The sequence below is a fragment of the Actinopolyspora xinjiangensis genome (assembly GCF_900104475.1).
In the GTDB taxonomy this organism is placed as follows: domain Bacteria; phylum Actinomycetota; class Actinomycetes; order Mycobacteriales; family Pseudonocardiaceae; genus Actinopolyspora; species Actinopolyspora xinjiangensis.
The window spans coordinates 197,235-224,176 of the sequence record NZ_FNJR01000006.1; the positions used below are offsets into that span (position 1 = coordinate 197,235).

Annotated in this window: 24 protein-coding genes, 1 pseudogene and 1 riboswitch; of the genes and pseudogenes, 9 read left to right on the plus strand and 16 right to left on the minus strand. The window is 69.0% G+C overall.

Annotation, left to right across the window (positions count from 1 at the left end; all coding sequences use genetic code 11):
- The 6 genes and pseudogenes from BLQ75_RS23440 to BLQ75_RS11455 all read right to left on the minus strand — a co-directional run.
- Window positions 1-707: pseudogene (locus BLQ75_RS23440) on the minus strand (hypothetical protein); the annotation flags it as partial.
- 200 nt (window positions 708-907) lie between these two features.
- Entirely contained in the window at window positions 908-1,141 is a 234-nt protein-coding gene (locus BLQ75_RS11435) for a hypothetical protein (protein ID WP_092601434.1), read from the minus strand.
- Window positions 1,142-1,154: 13 nt separating this feature from the next.
- On the minus strand, window positions 1,155-1,466 hold the full coding sequence (locus BLQ75_RS11440) for an ArsR/SmtB family transcription factor (protein WP_092601436.1): 312 nt from the start codon (window positions 1,464-1,466) through the stop codon (window positions 1,155-1,157).
- 50 nt (window positions 1,467-1,516) lie between these two features.
- A complete protein-coding gene (locus tag BLQ75_RS11445) occupies window positions 1,517-2,338 on the minus strand; it encodes a sensor domain-containing protein (RefSeq protein WP_092601438.1) in 822 nt (273 codons plus the stop codon).
- A gap of 760 nt (window positions 2,339-3,098) precedes the next feature.
- On the minus strand, window positions 3,099-4,277 hold the full coding sequence (gene pobA / locus BLQ75_RS11450; protein WP_092601440.1) for a 4-hydroxybenzoate 3-monooxygenase: 1,179 nt from the start codon (window positions 4,275-4,277) through the stop codon (window positions 3,099-3,101).
- 440 nt (window positions 4,278-4,717) lie between these two features.
- Window positions 4,718-5,545, minus strand: a complete 828-nt coding sequence (locus BLQ75_RS11455; RefSeq protein WP_092601442.1) for an LLM class F420-dependent oxidoreductase — start codon at window positions 5,543-5,545, stop codon at window positions 4,718-4,720.
- A 345-nt stretch (window positions 5,546-5,890) separates the two neighbouring features.
- Between BLQ75_RS11455 and BLQ75_RS11460 the strand changes: the two genes are divergently transcribed.
- From BLQ75_RS11460 to BLQ75_RS11480, 5 genes are all read left to right on the plus strand, one after another.
- Window positions 5,891-6,382, plus strand: a complete 492-nt coding sequence (locus BLQ75_RS11460; RefSeq protein WP_092601602.1) for a SigE family RNA polymerase sigma factor — start codon at window positions 5,891-5,893, stop codon at window positions 6,380-6,382.
- Window positions 6,379-7,419, plus strand: a complete 1,041-nt coding sequence (locus BLQ75_RS11465; protein ID WP_092601444.1) for a hypothetical protein — start codon at window positions 6,379-6,381, stop codon at window positions 7,417-7,419. Before BLQ75_RS11460 ends, BLQ75_RS11465 begins: the two co-directional genes overlap by 4 nt.
- Window positions 7,420-7,525: 106 nt before the next feature.
- Window positions 7,526-8,176 (plus strand): hypothetical protein, encoded by a 651-nt coding sequence (locus BLQ75_RS11470; RefSeq protein WP_092601446.1) that lies wholly within the window; start codon window positions 7,526-7,528, stop codon window positions 8,174-8,176.
- Window positions 8,177-8,341: 165 nt separating this feature from the next.
- Window positions 8,342-9,805: a dihydrolipoyl dehydrogenase family protein gene (locus BLQ75_RS11475; protein WP_092601448.1), complete on the plus strand. Its 1,464-nt coding sequence runs from the start codon at window positions 8,342-8,344 to the stop codon at window positions 9,803-9,805.
- Between the two features lie 349 nt (window positions 9,806-10,154).
- Window positions 10,155-10,658 carry a DUF3145 domain-containing protein gene (locus tag BLQ75_RS11480; RefSeq protein ID WP_092601450.1) on the plus strand — a complete coding sequence of 168 codons (504 nt, stop codon included), beginning with the start codon at window positions 10,155-10,157 and terminating at the stop codon, window positions 10,656-10,658.
- A gap of 94 nt (window positions 10,659-10,752) precedes the next feature.
- On the opposite strand, the gene BLQ75_RS11485 is transcribed toward BLQ75_RS11480, so the two are convergent.
- Together BLQ75_RS11485 and BLQ75_RS11490 are read right to left on the minus strand one after the other, a co-directional pair.
- The gene (locus BLQ75_RS11485; protein WP_092601452.1) at window positions 10,753-11,442 is read right to left on the minus strand and encodes an ABC transporter ATP-binding protein; all 690 of its coding nucleotides are present in this window, start codon (window positions 11,440-11,442) and stop codon (window positions 10,753-10,755) included.
- Window positions 11,439-12,527 carry an ABC transporter permease gene (locus tag BLQ75_RS11490; protein WP_092601454.1) on the minus strand — a complete coding sequence of 363 codons (1,089 nt, stop codon included), beginning with the start codon at window positions 12,525-12,527 and terminating at the stop codon, window positions 11,439-11,441. Before BLQ75_RS11490 ends, BLQ75_RS11485 begins: the two co-directional genes overlap by 4 nt.
- 456 nt (window positions 12,528-12,983) lie before the next feature.
- On the opposite strand from BLQ75_RS11490, the gene BLQ75_RS11495 reads away from it, so the two are divergent.
- From BLQ75_RS11495 to BLQ75_RS11505, 3 genes are all read left to right on the plus strand, one after another.
- Window positions 12,984-14,207 (plus strand): sensor histidine kinase, encoded by a 1,224-nt coding sequence (locus BLQ75_RS11495; RefSeq protein WP_170837439.1) that lies wholly within the window; start codon window positions 12,984-12,986, stop codon window positions 14,205-14,207.
- Complete coding sequence (locus tag BLQ75_RS11500; RefSeq protein ID WP_092601456.1) at window positions 14,204-14,842, plus strand: response regulator; 639 nt, start codon at window positions 14,204-14,206, stop codon at window positions 14,840-14,842. Before BLQ75_RS11495 ends, BLQ75_RS11500 begins: the two co-directional genes overlap by 4 nt.
- Before the next feature lie 167 nt (window positions 14,843-15,009).
- The gene (locus BLQ75_RS11505; RefSeq protein WP_092601458.1) at window positions 15,010-15,612 is read left to right on the plus strand and encodes a hypothetical protein; all 603 of its coding nucleotides are present in this window, start codon (window positions 15,010-15,012) and stop codon (window positions 15,610-15,612) included.
- 147 nt (window positions 15,613-15,759) lie between these two features.
- Here the strand turns inward: BLQ75_RS11505 and BLQ75_RS11510 are convergent, their stop codons facing one another.
- From BLQ75_RS11510 to BLQ75_RS11540, 7 genes are all read right to left on the minus strand, one after another.
- A complete protein-coding gene (locus BLQ75_RS11510; RefSeq protein ID WP_342028300.1) occupies window positions 15,760-17,190 on the minus strand; it encodes an acyl-CoA carboxylase subunit beta in 1,431 nt (476 codons plus the stop codon).
- A gap of 114 nt (window positions 17,191-17,304) precedes the next feature.
- On the minus strand, window positions 17,305-18,552 hold the full coding sequence (locus BLQ75_RS11515; RefSeq protein WP_092601462.1) for a beta-ketoacyl-[acyl-carrier-protein] synthase family protein: 1,248 nt from the start codon (window positions 18,550-18,552) through the stop codon (window positions 17,305-17,307).
- Window positions 18,549-18,788, minus strand: coding sequence for an acyl carrier protein (locus BLQ75_RS11520; RefSeq protein ID WP_043577423.1), 240 nt, complete (start codon window positions 18,786-18,788; stop codon window positions 18,549-18,551). The genes BLQ75_RS11515 and BLQ75_RS11520 overlap by 4 nt, the downstream gene beginning before the upstream one ends.
- Before the next feature lie 69 nt (window positions 18,789-18,857).
- The gene (locus BLQ75_RS11525) at window positions 18,858-19,841 is read right to left on the minus strand and encodes a beta-ketoacyl-ACP synthase III (protein ID WP_092601464.1); all 984 of its coding nucleotides are present in this window, start codon (window positions 19,839-19,841) and stop codon (window positions 18,858-18,860) included.
- Window positions 19,838-20,785 carry an ACP S-malonyltransferase gene (locus BLQ75_RS11530; protein WP_170837440.1) on the minus strand — a complete coding sequence of 316 codons (948 nt, stop codon included), beginning with the start codon at window positions 20,783-20,785 and terminating at the stop codon, window positions 19,838-19,840. The genes BLQ75_RS11525 and BLQ75_RS11530 overlap by 4 nt, the downstream gene beginning before the upstream one ends.
- A 367-nt stretch (window positions 20,786-21,152) precedes the next feature.
- Window positions 21,153-22,382 carry a PucR family transcriptional regulator gene (locus tag BLQ75_RS11535; protein ID WP_170837441.1) on the minus strand — a complete coding sequence of 410 codons (1,230 nt, stop codon included), beginning with the start codon at window positions 22,380-22,382 and terminating at the stop codon, window positions 21,153-21,155.
- Between the two features lie 124 nt (window positions 22,383-22,506).
- Window positions 22,507-22,770, minus strand: coding sequence for a DUF3263 domain-containing protein (locus BLQ75_RS11540; protein ID WP_092601468.1), 264 nt, complete (start codon window positions 22,768-22,770; stop codon window positions 22,507-22,509).
- 248 nt (window positions 22,771-23,018) lie between these two features.
- A riboswitch (FMN riboswitch) is annotated at window positions 23,019-23,150 on the plus strand.
- 84 nt (window positions 23,151-23,234) lie between these two features.
- On the opposite strand from BLQ75_RS11540, the gene BLQ75_RS11545 reads away from it, so the two are divergent.
- Window positions 23,235-23,894, plus strand: a complete 660-nt coding sequence (locus tag BLQ75_RS11545) for a nicotinamide mononucleotide transporter family protein (protein ID WP_092601470.1) — start codon at window positions 23,235-23,237, stop codon at window positions 23,892-23,894.
- A gap of 180 nt (window positions 23,895-24,074) precedes the next feature.
- On the opposite strand, the gene aceE is transcribed toward BLQ75_RS11545, so the two are convergent.
- The gene (aceE, locus tag BLQ75_RS11550; protein ID WP_092601472.1) at window positions 24,075-26,915 is read right to left on the minus strand and encodes a pyruvate dehydrogenase (acetyl-transferring), homodimeric type; all 2,841 of its coding nucleotides are present in this window, start codon (window positions 26,913-26,915) and stop codon (window positions 24,075-24,077) included.
- Window positions 26,916-26,942: the final 27 nt, after the last annotated feature.

Below are 26,942 nucleotides of genomic sequence, written 5' to 3' on the forward strand. Positions count from 1 at the left end.
ACCGTGCCCAGCTGGCTGTCAGAACTGGCGCTGAAGCTCTCGTTGAGGAACACGTTGTCACTGACGGTGAGATTGTCGGCGAACAGGGCGGGCCCATTGATGGCGGTCAACTTCGCTTCGGACAGGTGGAGTGTTTCGCCGATGGTGGCTCTGAGCAGTCGCAGGGTGCCGCCGTGGCTGTCGCTGCTGGCGGTGAACCCGTCGTCGAGGTAGAGATCGCCGCCGATGGTGGCTCCCGCCAGGTCCAGGGCGGGGGTGTCGGAGGCGGCCAGCCGCGCGCCGTGCAGCGTGAGGTCGCCGGTGAGGTCGGCGTCGACCAGGCTCACCCACTCGCAGCGGGTCCGGTGCAGGCGCGTGTCGTGCTCGCAGCCGGAATCGTCGGCGTCCAGGTGCGGGAACCGGCTTTCGGACAGGTCCAGGTGCGGCAGGTGGGCCCGCGTGGCCGTGATGCCTTCGTCGAACTCGCACCGGGTCAGCACCAGCGGCACCGCGGCCCGCACGTCGGTGAGGTCCAGCTGGCCGGTGACGTGCGCGCCGCGCAGTCGGACGCCGCGCGGGTCGAGCTCCTCGGCGTCGAGCCCGAACAGCAGTGCCCGGATCGCGGTCGCGGGGATCTCCCGGTCGGTCTCGTCGCTGACGTCGAGCGGTTCGCCCGCTCGCGCGGCTTCGACCAACCGATCCCGCAACCGCACCGCATCGGAGACCATGCCGAGAGCATAGGAATTCCGGTCCCACCGTGGGGCCGGTTCGCTTCGATCGGTCGTATCTCCATTTTCCCGCGCGAGACCACGGCAGCCGAGCAGCACCGACCAGCCACAGTGGCCGTTTCTCGCCAGCTGCCGGACCAGGTGACAGCGGGTGCCGCGTAGGGAGATCCCTCGAGGTCTTCCCCGCGTTCCACGCGCGGTCAGTCGATGCTGCGCAGCAGTTTCTCGATCTCCGCTAGCCTGGAGTCGAGTTCCCGCAGTCGGTTCTCCACGGCCTCCTGCCGCCCCACGGCTTCCTCCGCGAGCTTGCGGTAGTTCGCCATGGCGACGGCGTCGGCTCGGTGCCGTTGCAACCGGAAGTAGGTGACCACCCCGATCGTGACTCCGCCGACGGCTATCAGCACGATCAGGATGGCAGCCACGAGGCCGCTCATGCTCGCTGTCCCTTCATTCGTCCGTTGACTTCTCCTCGTCGGCATCGAGCGCCGCCGCGACGGTCTCCGGCGTCAGCCGCAGTTCGAAGGCGACGAGTTCGAAATACTTCAGGGCCTTGCCGTCGGGGGACAGCTCCAACTGCCCCCGCACCAGCCCCGCCTTCTCCAACCGGTCCAGGTGCATGTACAGCAGCGGTCGCGAGAGGCCGAGCTTGCGGGCGAGTTCGCTGACGTGCACCCGTCCCTCGGCCAGCGCCGCGATGATGCGCAACCGGTGGGAGTGCCCCACGGCGGCAAGGAAGTTCAGCAGTTCCTCGCTGTTCAGGACTCACCCCCGCTGGTGGTGTTCTCCTCGGATCGACTTCCCCGTTTCTCTCATGTCGTCCGGTCGTGCCGGGGAACCGCTCTCCCGGCGGGGGCGTCATCGTGCTCTCCCGGCTCCGAGGACCGTCGCAGTGCTCCGGGCTCCTCCAGTACCCGCCGGGCGGAATCCAGCGGATCGGTGGGAGGTCCCAGCATCGAACGCGCCACCCCGCCGTGCAGCCGGGCCACGGCCGTCACCAGGTGCGCCAGGGCGAAGGCCAGTACCAGGAACAGTGCCGCCGCCAGCAGCGCGGTGGGCAGGTCGTCGATCCAGAGCCCGAACGAACCGTCGCCGAACGCGAAACTCGTGGTGTTGGGCGCTTCGGGGCGGTAGCCGATCATCACCCCGTGACCCCCGTTCTGCGGTACGGCCCAGAACCACAGCGGGACCGTCACCATCCCCACCACGGACAGCCACAGGGCCACGACGGCTGTGTCCATGATCAGCAACGGGACGTACATCAGTACCAGATAACCGAGGGCCCGCTGCGTGGCGGGATCCGACCACAACGCCCGGAGACGGGCCATGAACCCACCGCCGTGGGAGGTGTGGCCGGGGGCGGGGACGAGGTCCGTCACCAGCGCCGCGCGCCACCGCTCCACGTCGGCGCATTTCCGGGCCAGTACCGCCGAGGCGAGCAGCAGCGGTAGCCCCACCCACACGATGCTCAGCGCCGCGGCGATCAGCACGCTGGCCACCGTTGTCACGAACAGCAGAGTGCCCACGACCGGGTAGCTCAGGAGGTAGATCGTGGCCGCCCACGGCCGTGTCGAGAGCAACAGTGGCCCTCGGGTCGGTCCGTTTCGCTCCGGGGGCTTCCGTGTGCTGGTCATGACCTACTCCCGTGGTCCGTGGGAACGCGGTGTCGTTCGCCGCCGCTCCTGTGGTGCTCGCCCCACAGTCGAGCGGCTGGTTTGCATGTGTAAGAACAAGCTGACAGGAGAAGGACATGACTGTCAACGGGACCGGTGGAGGACGAACGGCCCGAGCGAGCCCGTCGTGGGGCGCTCCGGGGGAGTCGCGCACCCGATGATCGTCGTCGGTGCGTGATGCTGTATCGATTCGAGGAGAGGCCGAGTCCCGCCCCGGCATCGGGCCCTCCCGCGCGTCTTCAGGCGGGCTGCCAGTGATCGGCCGGAGTGGTGGCCTTGGTCGGAAGGCGGAGCGAAGCGGTGCGAGAGGTGCCGGAGGTCTCGTTCGTGGAAGGCGCGGAGCGTGCGCGTGGTTCGTGCGCGGGGCGTGCTCACGCGGAGTGCCTGCGGAGACGTCGCCGGACACACCGCTTCACTTCCGGTGCGGTATCCGGTTTCCGATCAGTGGCGAGTGCGACTGTGGAGTCCCTACCGAGGGGGTCCGCGGCCTTGGCCGTGTGGAGGTGCACCGGAAGCAGGAGCGATGTCACCGATGTGTCCGACGTGTGGTGGCCCCATGATCCCCCCGCAGGGAGGTGGTCCACCCAAGTGTCCGAAGTGCGACTAGTCCTTCGACTGGGTGAGTGAGACGAAAACGACTCGAACCTCGGTGCCGAGTCGTTTTCGTCGAGCGAGGAAAGCCGTGCGGAACGGGCTTTCCGTGGTCACCGCGGCAGTGACGTCACACCTCGGCCATGCCCACGTAGTTCTCCGCCAGGGTGGTGGCCGCCGCTGTCGAGGTGCGTAGGTAGTCGAACTGCGAGCGCTGCAGTCGCCGGTCGAAAGCCGCGTCCGGGCCGTCGAACCGGTGGGTCATGGAGGTCATCCACCACGAGAAGTGCTGCACACGCCATACGCGCCGCAGGCAGTCCTCGGAGTAGGTGTCCAACCCCGAAGTGCCGTTGCCGCTGTAGAAGTCGGTCATCGCCTCCGCCAGCCGTGCCACGTCGGCCACGGCGAGGTTCAGCCCCTTCGCGCCGGTGGGGGGAACGATGTGCGCCGAGTCGCCGGCCAAGAACAGTCTGCCGTAGCTCATCGGTTCGGTGACGAAGCTGCGCAACGCGGTGATGCTCTTGTCGATCACTGGACCCTCCCGCAGTTCCCAGCCGGGGGTGCCCAGCCTGGTCTGCAACTCGGCCCAGATCCGCTCGTCGGGCCAGCGCTCGATCGGGTCCTGAGGGTCGCACTGCAGGTACATCCGGCTCAGCTCCGGCGAGCGCAGGCTCTGCAACGCGAATCCGTTTGCGTGGTTGGCGTAGATCAGTTCCTCGCTGGAAGGCGGGACCTCGGCCAGGATTCCGAGCCAACCGAACGGGTAGACGCGTTCGTAGTTGGTTCGCACGCTCTCCGGGATCGTGCTCCGGGAGACGCCGTGGAAACCGTCACAGCCCGCCACGAAGTCGCAGTGGATCTCGTGGCTCGTGCCGTCCCCGGCGGTGAACCGCACGAGCGGTCGCTCGGTGTCGGGGCCCTCGATCGACACGTCGGAAACCTCGTAGTGGACCTCGCCGCCGTCCCGGTCGCGCCGGTCCGCCAGGTCCTTGACCACTTCCTGCTGGCCGTAGACGGTGATACTTCGCCCGTCCGTGAGTTCGGCGAGCGGGATGCGCAGGCGCTCCCCGTCGAACTGGACGTTCACGCCGTAGTGCGGGTGCCCCTGCCGATCCAGCCGTTCGGCGACCCCGGCCTCCCGCAGCACGTCGACGGTGCCCTGCTCCAGGACTCCCGCCCGGACCCGTTGCTGTACGTACTCGCGACTGCGCCGCTCCAAGACGATCGATTCGATTCCCTGCAGGTGCAACAGATGAGACAGCAGCATGCCCGCTGGACCCGCTCCCACGATCGCGACCTGGGTACGCATTCCAACCTCCCCTTCTAGGCTGCGTTCGATTCAGCCTCTCAGCTCGGGGCGCGAATTCAGGCAGTGGGCTTCCGCTGGACGGAAGGAGTGGCTGTCAAGCGGGGAAGGTGTCGTACCGTGCTCGGCTGGTGGCTATTGGTCGTCATCGTCGTTCCGGGGAATTCACCCCTGGTGGGTAATGGCCGTTCCGGGCATGGGAGCTAGAGGTTTTCTGTCCACTGTGCTGCGAAGATATCCTTCTCTTCGTGCTCGTCGCGAATCGGTTCGGCCGCGTTCGGTGCTGTTTCCGCTCTCGCGGTGCGTTGTGTGGGCATGTTCGGTAAACGAGGTTTACTCTCCTCTGGGGTTTTGTTTGAGAATTGTCAAAAACGTGGATGTGGTGAACCGGCCCAGTCTCACCGATCCGCCTATCGAGGCCGGTTCGCCACAGCCGAACGGCTCTACTGACGTGATTTCCTCGCCGATTCGGCGAACTGGTCCAGATAACGCAGTGTGGTGTCTCTGGGCTCGGTGGGAAGATGGAACAGCACGCGGTCCACCCCGGCGCGGGCGTGCTCCGCGATCGCGGCGGGATCGTCCGCGGCGGAGTACAGTGTCACCGGCACTCGCCACCCCGCGCGCTCGCGGACTTGCTCGATCTTCTTGGGCAGGTTCTCCGCTCCCCACCTCGGCAGCCAGCCGCCGCCGTACTCGGCGACGCGTTCCACCGAGCGCTCGCTCTCCCCACCCACGTAGATCGGCGGGTGAGGCGACTGGACCGGTTTCGGCCAGCAGTACGAGGGTTCGATGTCGACGTGGTCGCCGTGGAACTCGGCCACCTCCCGGGTCCACAGTGCTCTGATGGCGCGGATGCGTTCGTCCATGAGAGCGCCCCGGTGACCGGGATCGGTTCCGTGGTTGCGCATCTCCTCCCGGTTCCAGCCCGCGCCCACGCCGAACACGGCCCTGCCACCCGAGACGCGGTCCAGGCTGGCCACCTCCTTGGCAGTGACGATGGGGTCCCGCTGGATCATCAGCGCGATTCCCGTTCCCAGTGACAGGTGCCTGGTGGCCACCGCCGCGGCGGTGAGGCTCACGAAGGGGTCCAGTGTTCGGTGGTAACGCCTGGGCAGATCGCCTCCGCCGGGATAGGGCGTCCGCCTGCTGGTGGGTATGTGGGTGTGTTCGGCCAGGAAGAGAGCGTCGAAACCGCGCTGCTCGGCTGCCTCACCCAGCTCCGCCGGATCGATTCCCTCGTCGGTCACGAATGTGGAGATACCGAACTTCATGCGATTCACTCGGCGCCGCTGGTGGCGCCTTCCTCCTAACGAGAGGGTGTGACTGGAACTTTTCGGTCAGCAGCCGTGGGGATACCCCACAGCTGTGGCCGTCATGTTCGATGAGCGGACGACCGTCGGTAGGTATTCCCCGACCGGGTAAGATCACAGTGTCACTCCGACGTGTTGTCGGGATCCAGTTTTTCGGACACGGCAGGGGCCTAGCACCGAGATCGCCTCCCCGCGTCCGAACGGTTTCCGCGCGGTACTCGCCGGGCGGTGGACCCCGGCGCCGTGTCGGCATGGACTGCTTCGATCGCATTCGCCACCGCGGCACGGTCGGACGGACAGACGGACATGGATGAGCTGACGGCCGAACTGACGGATCTCTACAACGAGCACTACTCCCAGCTGCTGCGGATGGCCGTACTGCTCGTGGACGACCGGTCGGCGGCCGAGGACATCGTCCAGGACGCGTTCGTGCGGGTGTTCGACTCCCGGGCGCGGCTGCGCGACCGGGACAGGGCGTTGGCGTTCCTGCGTCGATCGGTCCTCAACAAGTCACGCTCGTTGCTGCGCAGGCGTCAGGTCTCGAGAAAGTACCAGCACCGTCTGGTGCAACGCGAGCCAGGACCGGACGAAAGCGCGCACGGCGTGGACCGCACCGTGCTGGCCGAGGCGATCGCCCGGCTGCCTCCCCGGCAACGGGAGGCGATCGTGCTGCGTTACTACGCCGACTTCAGCGAGGCTTACACCGCGAAGATAATGAAAGTGACTCCGGGCGCGGTCAAGGCTTACTGTTCCCGAGGGGTCACGCGATTGTCGAGTTTGCTGAGGGAGCGCGTGTGACGGAACTAGACACCGCCGCCCCCAGGGAGAACTCCGACGAGCGGTTGTTGCGCGAGGGTCTGCACACGCTCGTCCGGGACGTGGAACCTTCCCCCACCGCGCTGTCACGTGTGCTCGCGAAGCGCCGTGGGCGTTCCGGATCTCGCCTGGTTCTCGGGCTGACCGGAGTCGCTGCCGCCGCCACCGCCGCCCTGCTGCTCGTCCTGGTGCTCGTCCCCGACCGGAGTCCTCGGCCCGTGCCGGTCGGTATCGCTCCGGACAGCTACGTCGTGCGGCTGGCCGACGGGACGCTGGCCTCGGCGGCCCTGGAGACCGGCGAGGTACTGCGGGAGTTCGGCAGGGTCGATGCCGAGGTCACCGCGCTCGCCAAGGGGGACGAGCACGTCTACGCGGCCGTCGCTGGTGAGGGTGTGCTGCGGGTAGGCCCCGACGGAACCACCCGGCGTGTCCGGGGAGTGGGTCGGAGAGCCGAGGTGAGCGCCATGAGCGCGGCCAACGGCAGGCTCGCCGTCGCGGGCGGAAACCGGGTGACGCTCGTATCGGGGAACTCCACCCGAAGGATCACGCTGGACACCGGTCTGGTGGTGCGTGACCTCGCACTGGATCGTTCGGGACGACTGGCGCTGGTCGTGCGGGACCGGGATGGGGGCGCGCCGACGCTGCGCCTGGTCCCGGCCGGACGGGCCGGATCTGATCGGATCCGGCTGTTCGAACCGGCGTGCGCTCCGCTGCGGATCGCCTGGAGCTCGACCGGACTCCTCGTGCTGCGGCCGCGGGACTGCGCCGCGCGTGACGCGGTCCGCCTCACCACGATCGATCCGAGGACAGGAGGACGGATAGGTGGTGGGGTGGGGATTCGGTTCGAAGGTCCGATCGGGGGCGCGGGGGATGTACGGGTCTCGACAGACTCAGCCGATCGTGTGCTGGTGTCCACCGCGACGGGGAAGACCTGGCTCGTCGACGGCGGGGGAGTCGAGCTCGTGGCCGAGCACTGTGTCGTGGGGAGGAACTGCACACCGGTCCCCGCCGCGATGTGACCCAGCGTGTTCGGGACACACCACTGATCGGGCAATGGACCGATCACTCCGTTGACGGTGACGATCGCCGTGGTGCGGCGAATCCGATCGACGGAGGTGGCCACTCGTGCGTGCGCATTGGTGGGAAGTGATCAGGTTGTGCAGTGTGGCCGGCAGCAGGCCCCACTGGCAACGCCTGGCGGCGTTCGTGGTGTCGGTGTGGACGCTGTGGTGGATCGTCGGCCAGTTCCTGGCCCCCGACTCGTCCCCCTCCGCGGTGGAGGTGTGGCGCGGTCTGCTGGAACGGGTCGGCGTGTTCGACACGGCCTGGAGCGACCGGGTGGTGAGTACATGGGAGAGCGCCGGGGCGTTGTTGGCGGTCTTCGGTGGCCTGCTGTGGGCGGCCACCACAGAACGCGGCCAGGTGCCCGCCCTGCTGGGGTGGATCGCGGTGATGCTCGGTTCGCAGCGGCTGGGTTACCAGCCGTCCGTGGTCATCGCGGTGACCACCATGGTCGGTTTCGTGCTCGTGCTGTGGGTGGTCTCGCTCGCCAACAGCCGGTTCGTGGATCGCTACCCACGGCTGCTGCCCGGTGACGTGTTCCGTGCCGGAGTCACAGCGGCCACTCTGTCGGCCGTCGTCCCACTGTACGCGCCCGCGGCCGTGGTGTTCCGGCTGTTCCACCCCTATCTGACCCGGACGCCCCGGATACTTCCCACCGAGTACGAGAACGGCCAGACTCCCGCCGTCGGCGGGTGGAGCCGGGTCTCCCGCTGAGCCGTGTGGACCGGCCCGGTGACCGCCGGGCGGTACCCGGGCACCGGTGAGCGACTCCCCGGTCCTCGCGCCGAGCCGCCCCGAGGACCGGAACCGCCGTCCACCGTCACGCGGCCCGGGGCATCCGGGTTGCCGTCGCCACCGCGATGTATTGCCCTGGCCGGTATGGCTGCTACGGACGCGGAGCCGGACGGTGCCGTCCGGGACTCCGCCGACTACGAGTACGACGTCGTGGTCCTGGGGGCGGGACCGGCGGGGGAGAACGTCGCGGGGCGGGTCGTGTCCGGAGGGCTCTCGGTGGCTCTCGTGGAGCGGGAACGTGTCGGCGGCGAGTGTTCCTTCTGGGCGTGCGTGCCGAGCAAGGCGCTGCTGCGCTCCGGGCACGCGGTGGCCGAGGCCCGTCGCGTGGAGGGGGCCGCCCAGGCCGTCACCGGGGAGCCGGACATCACCGGCACGCTGCGCAGACGGGACTCGTTCGTCGACCAGTGGGACGATCGGCGACAGGTCGACCGGGTCCACGAGCTCGGCGTGGCCCTGTTCCGCGGTTCGGGGTGGGTCGCGGGCAGCGGGGAGGTCATGGTCCGCGACGTGCACGGCACGACGCTCTCCCTACGCGCGGCGAGGGCCGTGGTGCTGGCCACCGGAAGCGTGCCCGACCACCCCGAGATCCCCGGCCTCGACGAGGTCGATTTCTGGGACTCCCGAGCTGCCACCTCCGCCGAACGCGCCCCCGAAAGCCTGGTCGTACTGGGAGCGGGCGCGGTGGGGGTCGAACTCGCGCAGGCATGGGCGAGGCTGGGAACGGACGTGTTGATGATCGAGAGCGGACCGCGCCCGTTGCCCGCCATGGCGGATTTCGCGGGTGAGCTGGTCGGTGCCGCCCTCCGCGCCGACGGCGTGCGAATGTGTCCCGACTCGGTCGTGGAGAGCGTCTCGCGGACCCCGGAGGGGGTGGCGCTCCGGCTCTCCGGGGGTACCGAGGTCTCGGCCGAGCACCTGCTCGTCGCCACCGGGCGTCGCGCGGCCACCGGGCACCTGGGACTGGAGTCGGTGGGCCTGCACGAGGACGGTGCCGTGGAGGTCAACGAGCACGGCGAGGTCAGGGGGGTCTCCGGGGGCTGGCTCTACGCGGTGGGCGACGTCACCGGGCAGGCGCGGCTCACCCACCAGGCCAAGTACGCCGCGCGTGTGGTGGCCGACGTGGTGGTCGCCAGAGCCACGGGCAGGCACGTGACCACCGAGGCGTTCAGCCGGTACATGACCTCGGCCAACAGGCGCGCGGTACCGGCGGTGGTGTTCACCGACCCGGAGGTGGCCCAGGTCGGTTACGATCCGGCGCGGGCCGAGCGGGCCGGGCATCAGGTGCGCACCGTGGAGCTGGACATCGATTCGGTCGGTGCGGTGCTGCGGGCCGACGGGTACCGGGGCAGGGCCCGCTTCGTGGTCGACGAGCGGAACGAGGTGCTGCTGGGCGCGGTGTTCGTCGGACAGGACGTCGCCGAGCTGTTGCAGGCGGCGACGATCGCGATCGTCGGGGAGGTGCCGCTGCGGCGGCTGTGGCACGCCGTGCCGGTGTTCCCCACGGTCGGTGAGATCTGGCTTCGACTGTTGGAGGCCTACGGGCTCTGAAAGGGGCGCTCCAGGGGCGGCCGGGACCGCTTCCTCGGGGCCGAACACGGGGCGAGTGTCCCCTTTCGAGTGTTATCACCACGTCGTGGGGAGCCCAGGAGGATACCGGTCCCTCCGGTCCCGCGCCGATTTGGTCCCGGCCGTGGCTATGCCTTCCGAAGTGCGATTTCCGATCGTTGCCCGGGGGGCGGAAACGGATGCGCCGAGCCTTGCCGGTCCATTCTCGACAGTGCGGCGCGGCGCGCGGAAAGCGTGCGGAGACCCACCGCTTGTGATCGACTGGCAGAGTCGTACTTCGCTTCGAGGTCGTAGCGTGAGAACGTCCCTCGTGGCACAAGCGGAGGGCAACATGAGCACGTGTGACTCTACAACCGGCGTTGTCTACGTCCACTCCTCACCGGGTGCGGTCTGTCCGCATGTCGAGTGGGCCGTCGCGAGCGTGCTCGACACCCGTTGCGAGTTCCGTTGGACCGCACAGCCCGCGGCTCCGGGACAGCTTCGCGCCGAGCACGTGTGGTCCGGCGAACCGGGGACCGCGGCCCGACTGGCGGGAGTGCTGCGTTCCTGGCCGATACTGCGTTTCGAGATCACCGAGGACCCCAGCCCCGGTGCGGACGGGGAGAGATTCTGCCACGTCCCTGAACTGGGATTGTGGCGGGCCCGCACCGGGGCGAACGGTGACATCGTGGTCGCCGAGAACCAGCTGCGTTCCCTGATGGCCGAGTGCCAGGACGTGGAGAGCGTGCGCCACCGGGTGGCGGAACTGCTCGGGTCCAACTGGGACGAAGCGCTGGAACCGTTCCGGGAGGCCGGTGAGGGCCCGCCGGTGGAATGGTTGCACAGCGTCGGTTAGCGGACGCCTTCCCCGGCGCGGCTACCCCGGCAGAGCAGGGCTCCCACGAGTGGGATGCCCGCCAGCCGATGCGTCCGGGCCGGGGCGAACCCCGCTAGTCCTCGTGGTGCGGGTCCGCTTCGGACAGCCTCCCGTCCACGATCGAGACCGTGCGATCGGTGTGGGACAGGTGTCTGGTGTCGTGCGTGACCAGCACCGTGGCGATCCCGTAGTGCGAGGTCACCTCCCGGAGCAGTTCCACGATCCGTGCGCCGCGCTCCTGGTCCAGGGCGGAGGTCGGCTCATCCACCAACAGCACCTCGGGGCTGCCCATCAGCGCCCGCGCGATGTTGACCCGCTGGCGCTCACCACCGGAGAGCCGGTGCGGCCGGCGGTGTTGTTTGCCCGCCAACCCCACCGTGGCCAGCAGCTGGACCGCCCTGTCTCGTGCCTTCCGCGCCGAGCGTCCCCGCATGTGCTCGGTGACCTGGAGTTGTTCGGCCGCTGTCAGCGATCCGACCAGGTTCGGCTGTTGGAACACGATGCCGATCCGGGTCAGCCGCAGTCCGCTCAGCTCACGGCCGGACATGTCGGTGACGTCGGAGTCGCCCACGCTGATCGAACCCCGTGTGGGGCGAACCAGGCCCGAGGCCACGGCGAGCAAGCTCGACTTGCCCGAGCCGGAAGGCCCGGTCACCGCCAGCAGCTCACCGGGCGCGACCCGCAGCGATACGTCGTCCAGTGCCGTCACCGTGCGTTCTCCGTCGGGGTAGTCCAGCCCGACCCCGTACATCGTCAGGCTCATCGTCCCGCCTCCAGGGCTGTCAGTGGTTCCACGGAAGTTATGCGGCGTACTGCCAGCGCCGCCCCGACCATGCCGAGCGCGACCATCACCAGTACCGGCACCAGCGTCGTTCGCACGGTCAGTTCGAAGGGCACGACGCTCCCGGCCGCACTGCCCAGGGCGACACCGATCGCCCCGCCGAGACCGGCGCCCGCGAGCAGGACGATCAGCGACTGGACCAGCGCGTCGCGAAGCAGGTAACCGGTGGAGCCGCCGAGTGCCTTGAGCACGGCGACGTCCCCGCTGCGCTGGATCGTCCAGACGGTGAGGAACGCTCCGATCACCAGCGCCGATATCGCGTACAGCAGCACCCGCATCATCAGCAGCGATCCGTTCTCCGAGGAGAACGAGCCCACCGCTTCGAGGCTGTCCGCCACGGTGGCCGAGAGCGTGTTCGCGGCCGAATCGGCCGCCGCCAGGTCCGTCCCCGACCCGGCATCGACCATCAGGACCGTGGCCAACGGTGCTGGCTGGACGCCGTCTCGCTGGGCACGCATCTCGTGCCAAGTGCCCAGCGTGGTCCAAACCACCGGTGTGTGGCTGTGGAACTCGCTCGGCACGACAGCACGCACCGTGAGATCACCCGTGGTCGTGGTGAGCCGGTCACCGGTGCGCAGTCCCTGCTCCTCGGCGAGCGAGCGACTGATGACCACGGTTCCGTCGGCCACTCTTTCCGGCGCACCTGGGGCTCCCGGAGGCAGTCCGAATACCGTGACCCCGGCCTCACCGCCGTCCGGCGTCCCCATTCGGGTGGTCGTGATTCCCAGCGGGGTGACTCGGCGCACACCCTCCCTGTTCTCCCACACCGCTCGTTGACGCCGATCCACGGCGCTGTCGGCGAACGACTTCGCGGGTTCCTCGGTTCCGCTGCCGCCGAACACCAGGTGTGTGGCTGGCAGCTCCCTGACGGCCGACACCGATCGGTCGGCCAGTCCTGAGGTGAGTCCGGAAAGCAGCACGACCAACAGCGTGATCAGCACTACGACCGAACCCATCAGAGTGAATCGCCCCTTGGCGAAGCGAATGTCTCGGATGGCGACGAACACGGGACACTTCTCTCCTGGTAGTTGTATTCCGACCGATTCCGCGCGGCGACCGGGACGGTGCTCCGTTGCTACGCGGCGAAGCACGTCTCCCACTGTCGTCGCGAGCGGCCGCGTTGCCATCGGTGACGAGTTCGACGTCCGGGTGTCGTTCGTCGGAGACGGAAGTCAACCGTTCGATTGATGCCGAGCTCGACCGACGCGTGGATACTGGACTCCCAGGAGCCCTCGGGCGGGGCGACCAGCCGTTCGACAGGTACCCGCCTCCTTCGGATCGGTGCCCCTCTCGGCGCCGTCTCGGCGTGGTGGCCGTCGCCCACCGGGCGGGGGAGCCCCCCGATGCTCCGAGACCGCCGTAACCGGTTCCGGTCCGTTCCCGAAGCACGGAGACGGGAGCGGCGCAGCCGACACGGCGCTGCCGAGAGCTCCTCACGTCTCACGAACGGCCGAGCTGCTCCGATGGAGGGGAACGCGACGTTGAGCGGGCACGACCCCAGCGAATCCGTGGTGCTGCGGGTGCTGCGCACCGCCCTGCACGTGGGTTTCTACCTGCTGTTGGCGGTGGCCACCGCCCGGTTGTTCGCCACGCACCACCTCGACGGCGGCACGATGCCGGCCCTGCTGGGGGTGGTGACGCTGGCGGTGCTCTACGCGGTGGGTGCGCTGCCCCGTCGGGTCGCGCACGACCGCCGGGCCGCGCTGCTCTGGTTGGCGGGCGTGACCGGGCTGTGGGCTGCGCTGCTGGTCGCCAGCCCGGACTTCTCGTGGATCGCCTTTCCGCTGTTCTTCCTGCACATGCACTTGTTGCGCAGAGCGCACGCGATCCTCGCTGTGGCGGTTCTGACGGGGGCGGTGATCACCACTCAGCTGGTGCACGCCGAGGAATTCAGCGTCGCGATGGTGCTCGGGCCGAGTCTGGGGGCGGGCTTCGCCGTGCTCGTGGCGTGGGGTTACGCGGCCGTTCACGAGGAGAGCCAGCAGCGTCGCCGTCTGATCGAGGACCTTCGGCGGACGCGCTCGCAACTCGCCGCCTCCCAGCACGAGGCCGGGGTGGCGGCCGAACGGGAACGGCTCGCCAGGGAGATCCACGACACGATAGCGCAGGGGCTCTCCAGCGTGGTCCTGTTGCTCCGGGCCGCCGAGGCCGCGTTGCCCGCCGAGGCGACCACAGCCCGGGGACACCTGGTCGAGGCGCGTGACACGGCTTCGGAGAATCTTGCCGAGGCACGTGGGTTCGTCCGCAAGCTCAGCCCGCCGGCCCTGGACGATGCCGGTCTTCCCGAGGCGCTGCGCAGGCTGTGCGAACGAGTCGAACGCGAGTCCGGGCTGCGTTGCCGGTCGCGGATCGACGGCACCGCTGTCACCCTGCCCGCCGAGTACGAGGTGGCCCTGCTGCGCGCCGCGCAGGCGAGCCTGGCCAACGTGGTCCAGCACGCCGGTGCCGATTCGGTGACGGTCACGCTCGGATACCTGCGGACCGAGGTGACGCTGGACGTCTACGACGACGGCGTCGGATTCGATCCGGAACGGGCACGAGCTCCGCGAGCGGACGGGACGGGGTTCGGCCTGCCGTCGTTGCGTGAGCGGATCGATCGGTTGGGTGGCGAGCTGGAGGTGGAGAGCACCGGGGACGGTACCGCCGTGGCGATCCGGCTCCCGCTGCGCGAGGAGGTGACCAGGTGAACGAGCCCCTGCGGTTGTTGCTGGTCGACGATCACCCCGTCGTCCGCCGCGGCTTGCGGGCCATGTTCGACGAGCGCTCCGACACGCTGGTCGTGGCCGAAGCGGCCGATGGTCGGGAGGCACTGGAGGTGTTGGCCGCGACGAGCGTTCACGTCGTGCTGATGGATCTGCGGATGGGTGGGGGGATGGACGGGGTCACCGCCACCAGGAGCATCACCTCCCTGCCCGAGCCTCCGGCCGTGCTGGTACTCACCGTCTACGAGACCGACGCGGACATCCTCGCCGCGGTCGAGGCCGGTGCCACGGGGTACATGCTCAAGGACTCACCGCCGGAGCAGCTGGTCGAAGCGGTCCGTTCGGCGGCGCGGGGGGAAACGGCGCTGGGACCGAACGTCGCCGCCCGGCTGTTCGACAGGCTGCGCGGCCCCGAGGAATCCCTGAGCCCACGTGAGGTGGAGATACTGCGGCTGTTGGGGCAGGGGCTGTCCAACAGGTCGCTGTCCCGTGAACTTTTCATCAGCGAGGCGACAGTCAAAACGCACCTGGTGCACATCTTCGACAAGCTCGGAGTGGACAACCGCACGGCGGCCATAACCACCGCGATCCAGCGCGGCATCATCCGCGCTGTCCAGTAGTGCCTCGAGAGCACCTGAGGTGCCACGTCGGCCTGGCCTCCTGATCTCGGGCTCGGCCGATAGGTGGCGGTGGGCTCCGACACGCGCCTCCCGGCATCCTGACTGGAGAGACTCGTTCGGACTCGGTCTCGAACGGGTGATGGTCCGCCGTATGGCACGCTCAGGGCGTGCCGTCGAAATCCTCTTCCTCCCGCCGGAAAGTGCTGCTGTGGGCGGTGCCACTCACAGCAGTGGCGTTGCTGGGCGCCGTGGCGGGTGGTTTGTTCGCACGACACCTCTACACCGCCATGGAACAGGCTGCCGAACCGCTTCCCGAGACCTCGACCGTGCCCAGCCCTGTCCCGGACCCTCCGGGGCTCGAAAGCGTGATGCTCAGCGAGGCCGCCCAGCGGCATCCGGACTCGGAGTCCGTGCGGGATCTGTTGCAGCGGCACTTCGACGCGATCAACGAGAGCGACTACCCCAAGTGGCGGAGGACAGTGGTGCGTGCCAAGCGGATCAACCAGCCCTTGGGGCAGTGGTTGCAGGAGTACCGCACCACCGAGGACGGCACGATCGAGGTCCACCGGATCGTTCCCGGCCCGGGGAGGACCCTGCGCGTGGTCATGTCGTTCATCAGCACGCAGGACCGGGGGCACGCGCCCAAGTCCGTGCCCGCCGAGTGCCTGCGCTGGCGGGTCGTCTACCGGCTCGCTCCCGAGGACGGGCGGTTGCGGCTCGGCCAGGGGCTGCCCGACAGCTCGTTGCCACGGCGCTGTGAGGACGGCTGACGACAATCGCCGGAGGCGAGGTGCGCGGGTACGCCACGGATGTTCCGGGGGCTACCGCACGCGCGCCGGAACGAACGTGGCCGGGTACGAACCGGTGGCCGGCACCGGTTCGTACCCGGGCGGTTCCATTGTGCCCCGGTCACGGCGCTACAGCGGGATGTTGCCGTGAGCGCCGCGCCGTGGTTCGGCCTCGTGAAGCGCGCGGGTCAGGCTTTCGCGCGTGTCGGCGGTTTCGATCACCTCATCGACCACGCCGATGGCCTTGGCACGATCGACACCGCCCGAGACGCGCTGATGTTCCTCGGCCAATCGGTCCTGCAGCGCCTCCCGCTCCTCCTCGGGGGCGGCCGCGATCTCCTTGCGGTGCAGTACGCCCACCGCTGCGCGGGCCCCCATCACCGCTATCTCGGCCTGCGGCCAGGCCAACACGGTGGTGGCGCCGAGGGAGCGGGCGTTCATGGCGATGTAGGCACCGCCGTAGGACTTGCGCATTATGAGGGTGACCCGGGGAACCACGGCCTCACCGAAGGCATGCAGCAGTTTCGCACCGCGGCGCACCACGCCGCCCCACTCCTGGTCCACGCCGGGCAGGTAGCCGGGAACGTCGACCAGCACCACCAGCGGGATGCCGAACGAGTCGCACATCCGCACGAAACGCGCTGCCTTCTCGGCGGACAGCGAGTCCAGGCAACCGCCCTTGCGGATCGGGTTGTTGGCCAGCACGCCCACTGACCGCCCTCCGAGCCTGCCCAGACCGGTGACGATGTTCGGGGCCCACTCCGCCTGCAGTTCCTCGAAGACGGCTTCCTCCGAGACGTCGGTGTCGAGGATTCTCCGGATCACCGGTTTGACGTCGTAGGCCCGCCGTGCTGTCTCGGGTAGCAGTGCCCCCGGATCTTCCCGGCCGCTCCCGGTGGTGCCGAGGTCGAAGTCGCCCTGGTCGGCCAGCAGACCGGTCACCCGGCGGGCCCGCTCGTAGGCGTCCGGTTCGTCCGAGGCGACCACGTGCACCACTCCCGACTTGGTGCCGTGGGCGTCCACCCCGCCGAGCCCTTCCTGGTCGATCTGCTCGCCGGTCACGCTGCGCACCACGTCCGGGCCGGTGACGAACACCCTTCCCGACGGGGCCATGATGACCACGTCCGTCAGTGCCGGTCCGTAGGCCGCCCCGCCCGCGGCTGGGCCGAGCACCACCGAGATCTGCGGAACGCGCCCGGAAGCCCGGATCATCGCCGCGAACACCTGGCCGACCGCGTCCAGCGCCTCGGCGCCCTCCGGCAGCCGCGCACCGCCGGAGTGCCACACGCCCAGCACTGGACAGCCCTCGGCTACGGCGGTGTCGATAGCGGCCACGATGCGGGCGCATCCCGCGCTGCCCATCGCCCCGCCCTTGACCGTCCCGTCCGTGCAGTAGGCGACGACCGGTGAACCGTCGATCCGGCCTCGCACGGCCAGCACTCCACTGTCGTCCCGCTGGTACAGCGGGACGACCGATTCGGTGTCCAGCAACTGCGACAGCCGCAGTTCGGGGTCACGGGGATCCCAGTCTGTCCCCGAGGTTTCGGAATGAGACGCCACTGCTGTCACGGGATTCTCCGGTGTCGAGGTGGGACGGTGTCAGGGTCGGGGTCGTCATCACCCGGAGCACGGGCACGACGGTGCTGACCGTCGAACACCGCGCTCGTGGACGCCTCAATCGCGGGTGAAGGCCAGCGCGACGTTGTGGCCCCCGAACCCGAAGGCGTCGTTGACGGCGGCGGTCGAGCTCATCTCGCGCGGTTCGCCCCCGACGACCTCGAGTTCGACCTTGGGGTCGGGGTTCTCGAGGTTGCAGGTGGGTGGAACCACTCCGTGGTACAGCGACAGGACAGTGACGATGCTCTCCACGGCGCCGGCCCCGCCGACCAGGTGTCCCAGTGCGCCCTTGGGGGCGGTGAGCACCACGTCGTCGCCCAGCGCCTTGCGGATGGCGGCGGCCTCGCCGACGTCGCCGACCACCGTGGAGGTGGCGTGCGCGTTGACGTGCCCGATGTCCGTGGTGGACAGTCCCGCTGTTCCGATGGCCGCGTTGATCGCGTTGATCTGTCCGAGGCCGTCCGGGTGGAAGCCCGTGATGTGGTAGGCATCGGCGGTGATACCCGCCCCGGCCAGCCGTCCGTAGACCCTGGCGCCGCGTGCCGCCGCGTGTTCGGCGCTCTCCAGCACCACGACCCCGGCGCCTTCGCCCATGACGAAACCGTCACGGTCGACGTCGAAGGGCCGGGAGGCGCGCTCCGGCTCGTCGTTGCGGGTGCTCAGCGTGCGGGACTGCGCGAAACCCGCGACCGTGATCGGGTGGATGCACGCTTCGGCGCCTCCGGCGACGACCACGTCCGCCCGGCCGGACCGGATCATGTCCATACCGGTGGCCAGGCCCTCGGCACCCGAAGCGCACGCCGCGGCGGGGGAGTGCACCCCCGCACGGGCCTTGAGCTCCAGGCTCACGTGGGCGGCCGGCCCGTTCGGCATGAGCATCGGCACGGTCAGCGGGGAAACCTTGCGCAGCCCCTGGGACTTCAACGTGTCGTGCTGGTCCAGCAGTGTGGTCGGTCCGCCGATGCCGGTGCCGATCGAAACGCCGAGCCGGTCGGGGTCGACCGGCTGCTCCTCCTCGGAGGGCAGTTCGAAGCCCGCGTCGTTCCACGCCTGATGTGCCGCGATGAGCGCGATCTGCTCGCAGCGGTCCATGCGCCGCAGCCGGACCCGTGGCAACACCTCGCTGGGTTCCACGGCCAGCGGAGCGGCGATCCGGCTGGGGAGCTCGTAGGTGTCCACCCAGTCGGCGTCGATCGTGCGGCTACCGCTCGCACCGTTCAGCAAACCGTCCCAGGTGGACGCGACGTCCCCGCCGAGCGGAGTCGTCGCGCCCATCCCGGTGATCACAACGTCCTTGGTCGTCATGCGTTCTTGACGATGTAGTCCACCGCATCGCCCACGGTCTTGAGGTTGGCCAGTTCATCGTCGGGGATCTTGACCCCGAACTTGTCCTCGGCCTGGACGGCGATCTCCACCATGGACAGCGAGTCGATGTCCAGGTCGTCGACGAAGGACTTCTCGACGGACACTTCCTCCGCGTCGACCCCGGCGACCTCTTCGACGATGCTCGCCAGGCCCGAAGTGATTTCCTCGTTCGCCACGTTCGTTTCCTTCCTGCTTCGATTCGCTCGATGCCACCGCCCGGTTCCCGCCGGTCGGTGATCGGTCGATCACGGACAGATGATTACCTGGCCGCCGTAGGACAGGCCCGCCCCGAAGCCGACCAGGAGCAGCACGTCACCGCTGTTGATCTCCCCCGCTGATCGCATGTGATCGATCGCGAGGGGGATCGACGCGGCCGACGTGTTGCCGGAATGCACGATGTCACGAGCCACGACGAGATCGTCACGGGCTCCCTGTTGTCGCAGTTTCTTCGCCACGGCCTCGACGATTCGCAGGTTCGCCTGATGCGCGACCAGAGCATCCACATCGGACAAACTTAGTCCGGCCTGTTCCACCGCACGGGCAGCCACCGGCGCGACCTCCGAGGTCGCCCAGCGGAACACGGTCTGCCCTTCCTGGTAAATGTAGCGGTTCTCCCGCAGGTAGATGGTCTCCACCATGTCACCGGCGCTGCCCAGCGCTGCCGGGCCGATCGCCGGTGTCTCGGCCGGGCCGACGACCGCCGCGCCCGCGCCGTCGGCGAAGATGATGCAGTTGGCCCGGTCCTCCCAGTCCAGCCACTCCTGGAAACGCTCGGCACCGATCACCAGTACGCGCCGCGCCGAACCCGCCCGGATGAAGTCCGAGGCCGTGCTGAGGGCGTAGCAGAATCCCGCGCAGGCCGCGTTGAGATCGAACGCGCCGGGGGCGGTTATCCCGATCCGGTCGGCGACCTGGGCCGCGGCGTTCGGGATGGGGCCCGGCATGGTGCAGGTCGCGATGATGACCTGGTCCACGTCGGCGGGGGAGAGCCCCGCGTCGGCGACCGCCTTGGAACCGGCCTCGACCGCCATGCTCACGACCGTCTGGTCGTCCTCACCGAGCCTGCGGCTGACGATACCCACCCGTTGCTGGATCCACTCGTCGCTGGTCTCCACGTAGCGGGTCAGATCGTCGTTGGTGACGACCCGGTTTCCCTGCGTGCTGCCGAAGCCGAGGACCCGGGTGGCCGCGGGACCGCTGCTCTGGCGCAACGTCGAAGGTTTGCTCACGAATCGCTCCCGGAATCGGCCCGGCCGTGTTCGGCCAGTACTTCCGCGACCTTGTCCAGGTCGGCGGGGCTTTTCAGTGGCACCGTCTTGGTGCCCTTGAGATCACGACGGATCATGCCCGACAGGGTTCCCGCGGGCGGAAACTCGATCGTGGCGGTGACACCGAGCTCGCCGAGCGTGGTCATGCAGGAATCCCACCGCACCGGCCGAACGACCTGTTCGATCAGCCGGTGCAGTATCTCGTCGCCATCGGTGACCGCCGCGCCGTCGGCGTTCGACAGCATGGCGCGTCCGGCGTTGGAGACGGAGAGCTTGTCCGCGTGCACCCGCAGCGCCTCGCGCGCGGGTGCCATGAACTCGGTGTGGAACGCGCCGGCCACCGCCAGCGGTCGTACCCTGCTGTTCTCCGGGGGGTTCTCCGCCAGCTCGGCCAGGGCTTCCTCGCGGCCCGCGGCCACGATCTGGCCCGCGCCGTTCCGGTTGGCCGGACGAAGCCCGAGCCGCTCCAGCCGGTCCAGTACCTCGTCCTGCTCACCGCCCAGCACCGCCGACATCGACGTGGGCTCCGCGGCGCAGGCGGCGGCCATCTCCCTGCCGCGCACCGCCGCCAGCGACATCGCGTCCTCGAAGCTCAGCACGCCGGCGATGGCGGCGGCGGCGAGCTCACCCACCGAGTGGCCGGCGACCGGTGCGTCGAGGGGGAGGTCCGGGTGGCGTCGCCACAGCTCTTCGGCCGCGAGCAACGTGTTGGCCACCACGAGTGGTTGGGTGACCGAAGTGTCCTTGATCTCCTCGGCGTCGGCGGTGGTGCCGAGCCGCACGAGATCGAGACCGGTGGCCTCGGACCACTCGGTCAGGCGTCGCTCGGTTCCGTTCAGTTCCAGCCACGGTTGGAGCATGCCTGGCGCCTGGGCGCCTTGGCCGGGGGCTAGCAGCGCGATCACACCCATCACTGAACACGTCGGAGCCGGGGTGACGTGATGCTGACATCAACGAAGACAGTGTCGATTTTTTGTGGAAAACCTACAAAGACTTATCCGCCGATAGTGCCAAGTGGGTGTGGTCGCCGTTGTGGATTGTGACCGGTGGGTGACAACCGGATCAATCGTGCGTTCTTCCGGCGGCGGGCGTGAGCCAGCCTACGGCGCTTTCGTCCGCGAACCAACCACCGGAGATCGCCCGTCGCGATAACCTGCTTCGGGTGTGGGCGGAGGCGACGACGTCGGGCGGGCCTCGCCGGGTCGGCGTGTCGTTCCGGAGAGCCGGGCGCTGGACTTCGTGAGCTGAGCCCTCGGCGACTCGCCGCGCCTCTCACCACACCCCGCGCGACTTGACCAGCCTGCCCACCCCGAGCGCCACCCGCAGGGTGTGCGCCCCTCGGGGAGTGGTCGGGCTGCGCCCGGTCACCTCGGATATGCGGCGCAGCCGGTAGCGAACCGTGTTGGGGTGCACGTACAGCTTTCGCGCGCAGCTCTCCAGCACCCCGCCGAGCTCCAGGTAGGTGTCCAGCGTCTCCAGCAGGGTGCCGCCCGCCTCGTTCAGCGGTAACACGATCGTGTCGACCAGCAGTCGTTCCGCCTCGGGATCACCGGCCAGCGCCCGTTCCGGGAGCAGGTCCTCCGAAGCGACCGGCCGAGGGGCTTCCGGCCAGGCCACCACGGCGCGCAGCCCCGACATGGCGTCGGCCGCGGAGCGGTGGGCCTCGGCGAGGCTGGGCACCGTCGGGCCGATGACCACCGGCCCGTCCTCGAACGCCTCGGCCATGATGCCCGCCGGTTCCCGTGCCGCGCGGCCGTCCGAGGCCTCGCCGAACACCACCACCAGCCTGCTTCCCTGCACCCCGAGCAGCACCGATCGGCCCGCTCGGGCGGCCCTGCTGCGCACCTGGTATACGATCGTCGGAGGATCGTCGGAGGGAGCGCTGCCGACCATCACGGTGGCTTCCGAGGACGGTTCCCAGCCCAGCGCCGCCGCTCTGGAGAGCAGTGACTCCTCGGTGTCACCTCGCACGATCCCGTCCACGACCAGCGCTTCGAGTCGTGCGTCCCAGGCCCCTCTGGCCTCCGCGGCCGCCGCGTACGAGGTCGCCGCCGCGAACGCGATCTCGCGGGTGTAGCGAAGTATCGACTCCGTGAGCAGGATTCGTTCCTGATCGTCCTCGGCCAGGTCGGGCAGCTGCTGCTCGAAGACGTCGATGGCGGTGCGCACCATCTCCAGTGTCTGCCGCAGGCTTATCCACCGCGACAGGTCCCTGGGGGCGGCCCGGAATGCCTCCGCGGTGAGCCTGATGGACTCGGAGGGGTCCTGCAGCCAGGAGACGAAGTTGGAGACCCCGGTCTGGGTCACCAGCAGCACGTTGGAGCGCTGGTCGGCGGGAAGCCGTGAGAACCAGGACAGCCGCTGTTCCATGGCGTTGATGCTCGCGGTGGCCAGTCCTCCCGAGGCGCGTTCCAGTTTCCGCAGGGTCCTGGCCGACAGTTCGGTGCGCTCCGTCCTCGGCGCCGCCGCGCCGGGGGAGTTCGCTGCGTTCTCGCCCGCCATGCCGACCAGCCTCGCACGGTTTCCCGGACACCGGGTGCTGGGTGGTACCGCGCCGGGAGTCCCGAGCCGGTTCCCGGTGGGAGGTCGAATCGGGGGAAACCCGCATACTCCGCCGTGGGGCGAGTCAGCGGAACCGTTCCGGGTTCTCGGCTTCTTCATCGAGCGCCGCTGCTCGCTGCCGAGCCCTGGCGTCCCGGAGCCGTAACAACCTGCTGACCAGCGTGGGGGAGCTGGCCAGCGCTTCCGGGTCGTCCAGCAGCCGGTTCAACCGCTGGTAGTAGCGAATGGCGGAGAGCCCGAACCGCTCCTGGATGTGTCGCTCCTTGGTGCCGGAATGGCGCCACCACTCGTTCTCGAAGGCGAGAATCGCCCGGTCGGTGTCGTTCAACCTGACTCTCCCTGGAGACGAGATGCCGGCGAGCTCCACGGGCGGGGTGAAGCGTGGTGATTTCCTCGGGCGGCTCACGGGCCGTCGCCACGACGCGGTCACCGGGTGGGCGCGGTGTGGCGTTGCGACATCAGTCTACGCGTGGGGACACGGGGCCTCGACAGTGCGAACTGTCCGCCGTGTTCCACCGCACATTCCGCTCGTGGAAGTCACGGGGGAGTGCTGTCGTTGACCACGAGGAGCAAAACGTGCGCTCCGGGGCTCGGTGAAAGTCCGAACCGGCGGTGAAAGTCCGCGAACCGCGTCCCACCCCCGGTGGGCCGGTCGATCCGGTGAGACTCCGGAACCGACGGTGAAAGTCCGGATGGGAGGAAGCGCACGCCGAGCGCGTTCGGCCGCCGTGCCGCGCGGGCCGGTGTCGCTGCCCTTCGCGTCCCCGAAGGACGTCTCGGAAGGAGTGGGCAGTGCGGGCGATCGCCGAGTGGTTGCTCAGCGACGGTGTCGTCGTCTTCGGACAGTCGGTCTCCTGGGCGGAACTGGTCGGTCAGGTGTGCGCGTTGGCGGTGGTCTTCCTCGCGCGACGACGCACCCTGGCCACGTGGCCGGTGCAGATTCTGGCCACCCTGCTGCTGTTCGCGGTCTACGCCGCCGCGGAGTTGGGTGGAATGGCCTTCCGGCAGGTCGTGATCATGTTGATCTCGGTGTACGGCTGGGTCGCCTGGTACCGCCACCGTGACGCGGTGCATGGGCTGATCGTGCGACGTGGCACGGCCGGCGAGCGGTGGAGTCTCCTGGCCGCGCTGTTGCTGGGCTCCGCCGTGTTCGGCGCGTTGCTGCGGGGATTGGACGCCTCCTGGGCGCCCTGGCCGGACGCCTGGATCTTCGTCGGCACCGTGGTGGCTTTCTGGGCCCAGGGGCGGGGTCTGGTGGAGTTCTGGCTGATCTGGTTGGCCGTGGACGCGGTCAGCGTGCCGTTGCAGCTCGTGTCCGGTCTGTGGTTCAGCGCGGCGATCTACCTGGTTTTCGCGGCGCTGGTGTTGCACGGCTGGTTCAGCTGGCAGCGCACCGCTCGGCGGCACCGCGACCGCACGGCCACCGGTCACGAACCCCTGCGGGCCGGTTGAGCGGGCCGCCGCGACCTCGGGCGAACGGTCGTCGTGCCCCACGTGGTGCGGGTGGCGGAGAGGCCCGCCGTGGGCGCCCCCGTTCCATCGTCGGCGGCCCCTGCCCGTTCCCGGGGCGTTCACACGAGTGGTACCGGGTCCGGTACGGGCGGCGGGGACCGCCGCCCGTGAACCCGAGGCTCAGGCGTCGCCGGACTCCGAGGTCTGCGGCCCGGCTGCCTGGGCGTCGTCCAACCGGTAGCGGGCGGTCGCCTCGGTCACCCTGGACTCGTCGATCTCACCGCGACGTGCCAGCGCGGCCAGCGTGGCGACCACCGTCGACTCGGCGTCCACCAGGAAGACCCGTCGTGCCGCCGGACGGGTGTCGGAGAACCCGAACCCGTCCGCACCGAGCGTGGTCATCTCGCCGGGCACCCACGGACGGATCAGGTCCGGTACGGCACGCATCCAGTCGCTGACCGCCACCACCGGCCCCGACTCGGGCCGGAGGACCCGGGTCACGTACGGTTCGCGTCGCTCGGCCTCCGGGTGGAGCAGGTTGTCCCGGTCCACCGCCTCGGCTTCCCGACGGAGTTCCGTCCAGGAGGTCGCCGACCACACGTCGGCGGACACGCCCCACTCGGTGGCGAGCAGCCGCTGGGCGCGCAGGACTTCCGGCATGGCGACCCCGGAGGTCAACAGCTGAGCCCTCGGCCCCCCTTCGCCGTCGGCCCGCTGGTAGCGGTACAGGCCGCGAAGCAGGCCGTCGACGTCGATCCCCTCCGGCTCGGCGGGTTGTTGATAGGGCTCGTTGTAGACGGTGAGGTAGTAGAAGACGTTCTCCGGCCGCTCCCCGTACATCCGGCGCAGGCCGTCGCGGACGATGTGGGCGATCTCGAACGCCCACGCCGGGTCGTAGGAGACCACCCCCGGGTTCGTGGCGGCCAGCAGCTGCGAGTGACCGTCCGCGTGCTGCAGCCCCTCACCGACCAGAGTGGTGCGGCCCGCGGTGGCTCCCAGTAGGAAGCCCCGCGCCATCTGGTCGCCCGCGGCCCACAGCCCGTCGCCGGTGCGCTGGAAACCGAACATCGAGTAGAAGATGTAGATCGGGATCATGGGTTCGCCGTGGGTGGCGTAGCTCGTCCCGGCCGCGGTGAACGAGGCCACCGACCCCGCCTCGTTGATTCCCTCGTGCAGGATCTGCCCCTGGTCGCTCTCCCGGTAGGCCAGCATCAGCTGGTAGTCCACCGGGGTGTAGGTCTGTCCGGAGGGGTTGTAGATCTTCTGGGAGGGGAACATAGAGTCCATCCCGAAGGTGCGCGCCTCGTCGGGGATGATCGGCACCAGTCTCGGCCCGATCTCGGGGTCCTTGGCGAGGTCCTTGAGCAGCCGGACGAACGCCATGGTGGTCGCCACTTCCTGCTTGCCCGAGCCCTGGCGCACCACGTCGTAGATTTTGTCGCCGGGCAGCACCAGCGGTTTGGCCGGGGTGCGTCGTTCCGGCAGGTAGCCTCCCAGCCTGCTCCGGCGCTGCCGCAGGTACTGGATCTCCGGGGCGTCCTCACCCGGGTGGTAGTAGGGCGGGAGGTAGGGGTCCCGCTCCAGCTGCGCGTCCGAGATCGGGATGCGCAGGCTGTCCCGGAACAGCTTGAGGTCGTCCAGGGCGAGCTTCTTCATCTGGTGCGTGGCGTTGCGACCCTCGAAGTGGGCTCCGAGGCCGTAACCCTTGATCGTTTTCGCGAGGATGACCGTCGGCTGGCCGTGGTGCTCCATCGCCGCTTTGTAGGCCGCGTAGAGCTTGCGGTAGTCGTGCCCGCCCCTGCGGAGCCCCCAGATCTGGTCGTCGGTGAAGTTCTTGACCATCTCCTTGGTGCGTGGGTCGCGACCGAAGAAGTGCTCGCGGACGAACGCGCCGTCGTTGGCCTTGTAGGTCTGGTAGTCCCCGTCCGGCGTGCTGTTCATCAGATTGATCAGCGCACCGTCCCGGTCGGCGTGCAGCAGTGAGTCCCACTCGCGTCCCCAGATGACCTTGATCACGTTCCAGCCGGCACCCCGGAAGAACGCCTCCAGCTCCTGGATGATCTTGCCGTTGCCCCGTACCGGCCCATCCAGCTGTTGCAGGTTGCAGTTGACCACGAACGTCAGGTTGTCCAACCCCTCGTTGGCCGCCACCTGCAGCATCCCGCGTGACTCCGGCTCGTTCATCTCGCCGTCGCCCAGGAAGGCCCAGACGTGCTGGTCGCTGGTGTCCTTGATGCCCCGGTCGCGCAGGTAGCGGTTGAACCTCGCCTGGAAGATCGCGTTCATCGGCGACAGGCCCATCGAGACCGTGGGGAACTCCCAGAACTCCGGCATCAGCCGGGGGTGCGGATAGGAGGGCAGCCCCCCGCCCGGTCCCGCGTGGGAGTACTCCTGCCGGAAACCGTCGAGCTGGTCGGCCGAGAGCCGTCCCTCCAGGAAAGCCCGCGCGTAGATGCCGGGGGAGGCGTGCCCCTGGATGTAGAGGTGGTCGCCGCCGCCCGGATCGTCCTTACCTCGGAAGAACCAGTTGAACCCCACCTCGTAGAGACTCGCCGAGGAGGCGAAGGACGAGATGTGTCCGCCCACGCCGACGCCGGGGCGTTGGGCGCGGTGCACCATCATCGCGGCGTTCCAGCGCATCCAGGCTCGGTAGCGGCGCTCCGTCTCCTCGTCGCCGGGGAACCAGGGCTCCAGCTCGGTGGGGATCGTGTTGACGTAGTCGGTGCTGGTCAAGGAGGGGATGCCCACTCCGGTCTCCCCGGCGCGCTGCAGCAGGCGCAGCATCAGGTACCGGGCACGCTGCTTGCCCGCCACGGACAGCACCGAGTTGAACGACTCGAGCCATTCCTCGGTTTCGTCGGGGGCGATGTCCGGTAGGTGCGCGGCCAGGCCGTTTCGGATCACCCGCACTCGTTGCGGGGAGTTCGCGCCGCCGGTCTCGTTGTTGTGCGGGGTCAAGGGGATCTCCTCGAGGACGTCGTGCGCGTGCTCGCCGGAGGGTCGCCAATCCGGCTGCCTCATCGTCTCCCATCGTGCTCCGTGGGAGCG